The 3,310-nt window shown below is 68.9% G+C and carries 2 protein-coding genes; one reads left to right on the top strand and one right to left on the bottom strand.

Going from position 1 to position 3,310, the window contains the following annotated elements; all coding sequences use genetic code 11:
- Window positions 1-740: glycosyltransferase family 9 protein (locus tag ACFPMG_RS27755; RefSeq protein WP_376998434.1), on the top strand; the 740-nt coding region annotated here is incomplete at its 5' end.
- A gap of 30 nt (window positions 741-770) precedes the next feature.
- Here the strand turns inward: ACFPMG_RS27755 and ACFPMG_RS27760 are convergent.
- Window positions 771-2,702, bottom strand: a complete 1,932-nt coding sequence (locus ACFPMG_RS27760; RefSeq protein WP_376998435.1) for a tetratricopeptide repeat protein — start codon at window positions 2,700-2,702, stop codon at window positions 771-773.
- Between the last annotated feature and the right edge of the window lie 608 nt (window positions 2,703-3,310).

Raw genomic sequence — 3,310 nt, forward strand, 5'->3', positions numbered from 1 at the left:
CCCGCTTCGCCCCGCGGCTTCAGGCGCGGGGCGTGCGCGTCCTCATCGAGTGCAACAGCCAGCTCGTCCGCCTGCTCTCCGCCATGCCGGGCATCGAGGGTGTGGTCAGCCGGTTCGACCCGCCACCGCCGCACGACGCGCACGACGCCCTGGCCAGCCTTCCGCACCGGCTCGGCACCATGCTCTACACCATCCCCGCCGACACCCCCTATCTGCGCGCCGAGCCGGAGCTGGTGACACGCTGGGCGACGCGCCTGGCGCCACCGTGCGGGCTGCGGGTGGGGCTGGTCTGGGCGGGAAATCCCGAATTCAAGGCCGACCACATCCGGTCGCCCCGCCTGAAGGCCTTCCTTCCGCTGCTGGACGTTCCGGGCGTCTCGTTCTTCGGCTTGCAGAAGGGGGCGGGGCGGCAGGACCTGGAGACCTGCGGGCCGCTGCCGCCGTCCTTCACCGACCTCGGCGCGGAGATCGCGGACTTCGCCGACACCGCGGCGATCATGGAGAAGCTCGACCTCGTCATCAGCTCCTGCACGGCACCGGCGCATCTGGCCGGGGCGCTCGGCCGCCCGGTCTGGACGGTGCTGCCCTTCTCGCCCGACTGGCGCTGGCTGGACCGGGGGCTGTGCACGCCGTGGTACCCGACCATGCGCCTGTTCCGTCAGGACCGGCGTGGCGAATGGGCGCCCGTCGTGGGCCGTGTCCGCGCCGCTCTCCAAGCCTTTGCCCGTTCCCGTCCATGACGAGTGCCCCTTGACCCGTGGCGGGCGGCGTCAGGGGGTCCACGGTTCGAAGGGCCGGATGAGGCGGGCGGTGACGTCCGGCTCGACGAACAGGCGGGCGCGGGTGTTGAGGCGGGCGGCAAGAACGCTGAAGCCGCTGGCGGCGCTGGTGCCGACCACGTCGGCGTTCATCAGCACATGGAAATCCTGAAGGAAGTCCAACCCCGCCCATTCCTCCACGACATCGGCCCGCGTCAGGGGATGGAACTCCGCGAAGGCGTGGCGGACCGCCGCGACGTCGTCGCTGGCCACATAGAGCACCGGCCGGTCCAGGCGCGGCCACCACTCCCGCAGCCAGTCGACGTACCAGGCGGTCTCGGTGATGGGATAGTTGCACGTCACGAAGTCGCCGCGCCGGATGTGGAGCGCGACCACCGTGTTTCCCGCCGTCCGCAACCGTTCGATCGCCGGGGCGAGGTGCGGCGCCCAGACCCGGCGCGGCGTCAGCCAGGACTGGACCCGCTCCCGGTACACCCGCTTGTGCTCGAACAGGAACAGGGGCGAGAGGATGTCACGATCGGCGATCGGCGCCCGCTCCGCGGTGCCGCTGACCAGATCGTTGAGGATGCGGCGGGAAAACAGCAGCGGCGGCAGCGGACCGCTCTGCGGCGGATCGTTCAGGTCGAAGAAGGTGCCGCCCACCCAGTCGGGCGTCTCCAGCACGAAGCCGTACCGCTCGGCGTAGAGCCGGACCAGGATGTACTCCATGACGGTATGGGCGAAGCGGCCCCGCGTGGCCAGCGACGACGAGGTCACCCGCGGGGGCCGGTGCCGGCCATCCACTCCTCCCATGGCTGCCCCCATGGCAGCAGGGCGGACCAGCCGAAGCCCCTGATCGGCCAGGGTCGCGCGCAAGGCGGCGAGCGACTTCACGGTGAAGAACCAGCCGTTGTCCCCGCGGACCGCCGCCAGCCGGTCGCAGGCAGCGTGAGGCGCGCCGTCCCGCAGATCGAGCGCGGCGAGCGCGGTCAGGCATTCCCCGCGATAGATCACGCCGCCGATCGGCGTCGCCGCCAGCCGGGTGAAGAACGCCCGCCCCTCGGCCCACCGGTCGCGTTGAAGGAAAATGTTGGCCAGAAACTCGATGCTGAGGGGAACATCGGCGCCCAGGACCGGCAGGCTTTCGGTCAGTTCGGCCTGGGCCTCGGCCGGGCGGCCCAGGTCGATCAGCGCCGCCGCCACACGCACATGGGCGAGGGCAAGCCCCAGCCGCGCCGACCGCTGGTAGCTTCGCAGCGCTCCTTGCGGGTCGCCATGGCTGTGCAGGGCGTTGCCGAAATTGTACCAGCATCCGGGACTGGCCGGGCTGAGAGCCAGCGCGCGCCGGAGGCTGGCCTGGGCCGCAGCGTCATCGCCGCGTTCAAGCAGGGTGTTGCCCAGGTTCATGTGGGCGGGCACCAGCTCGGCCTTGACCGCGATCGCACGGACCAGGCTGTCCACCGCCTCGTCGAGCCGGCCGGCGCGGCGAAGAACCACCCCCAGGTCGTGATGAACCTCGGCCAAGCTGGCATTGAGGCGGGCAGCGCGTTGCAACGCGCCGATCGCCTGTGGGGCCCCGGCATCGCCCTGGGCTTGGAATGCGTCGCCAAGGTTGCGCCAAGCCGGCGGATGGCCTGGATCGAAGAGGGTCAGCCGCCGCCACTCGGCGGTGGCCTCCGCCGGCTGTCCGGTGTTGTCCAGGATGGTGGCCCGGTTGACCCGGACCTCGATCCAGCTGGGATTGAGCTGAAGCGCGCGCCCGACCAGGGTCAGGCATGCGGCCGGCCGGCCGGTCTGCCACTCGGCCATCCCAAGCAAATACAAGGCGCTGGGGTTGGCCGGGTCGGCCTCCAGCACCCGGCGATAGAGAGCGGTCGCCTCGGGAACGCGGTCCGCACGGTGATCGGTGAACGCCATGGCCAGGACTTCGCCGATCGTGGCCATCAACCCGACTCCCTCGACCTTCAAACCGCGACCCGGATTTGGGACACCCGTATGGACGTGTTCAAGCGCCCAAGAGTAGCTCAGCTGCGGCCGGCCGATCAACTCGGCGTTGGTCGGCCTGCAGCTGGGTGGGGGTGTAGTGGGTTCTGTTGCAGCGATTCCGCCGTAGCGGAGGTCGGGTAAAGCTTGTTGATCTGAGCTTCGGCCTGTCCGCTGCTCCACGATGTCGTGAGCGCCGTCCACACGGCAGCACCATCCCGCTCAGCGGCTGCTCCGTACGCTGGATACCAAACCCATCCAGCGACGAACGCTATGAGAAGCTGATCGCGGGAAGCCTGTGGGCCCAGTGGCGCTGGTGCTCCGAAGAAGGAGGGAAGGCGCGTAATCCGCGACGGCCATCTATCCCACCCGCATTGCGGGGACGGGAATGTGCAAGCTCCAAGCATTGCTGCAAAAGGTCGCAGATAGGGGCTTGGCTGTCGGGAAACACCCACTAACCCATTGGAAAAATGGTGATCCGGGTGGGATTCGAACCCACGGCCACATGATTAAAAGGTGTCTGCAAATAATGTGCAATCAACGACGGTTTGCAGAATTCTGGATTTATA

Origin of the sequence: Azospirillum himalayense (assembly GCF_042657465.1) — a bacterium.
GTDB lineage: Bacteria > Pseudomonadota > Alphaproteobacteria > Azospirillales > Azospirillaceae > Azospirillum > Azospirillum himalayense.

Coding starts and splice junctions, on each gene's coding strand:
- ACFPMG_RS27760 (WP_376998435.1), bottom strand. CDS start 2,702: ATGGCCACGATCGGCGAAGTCCTGGCCATGGCGTTCACCGATCACCGT.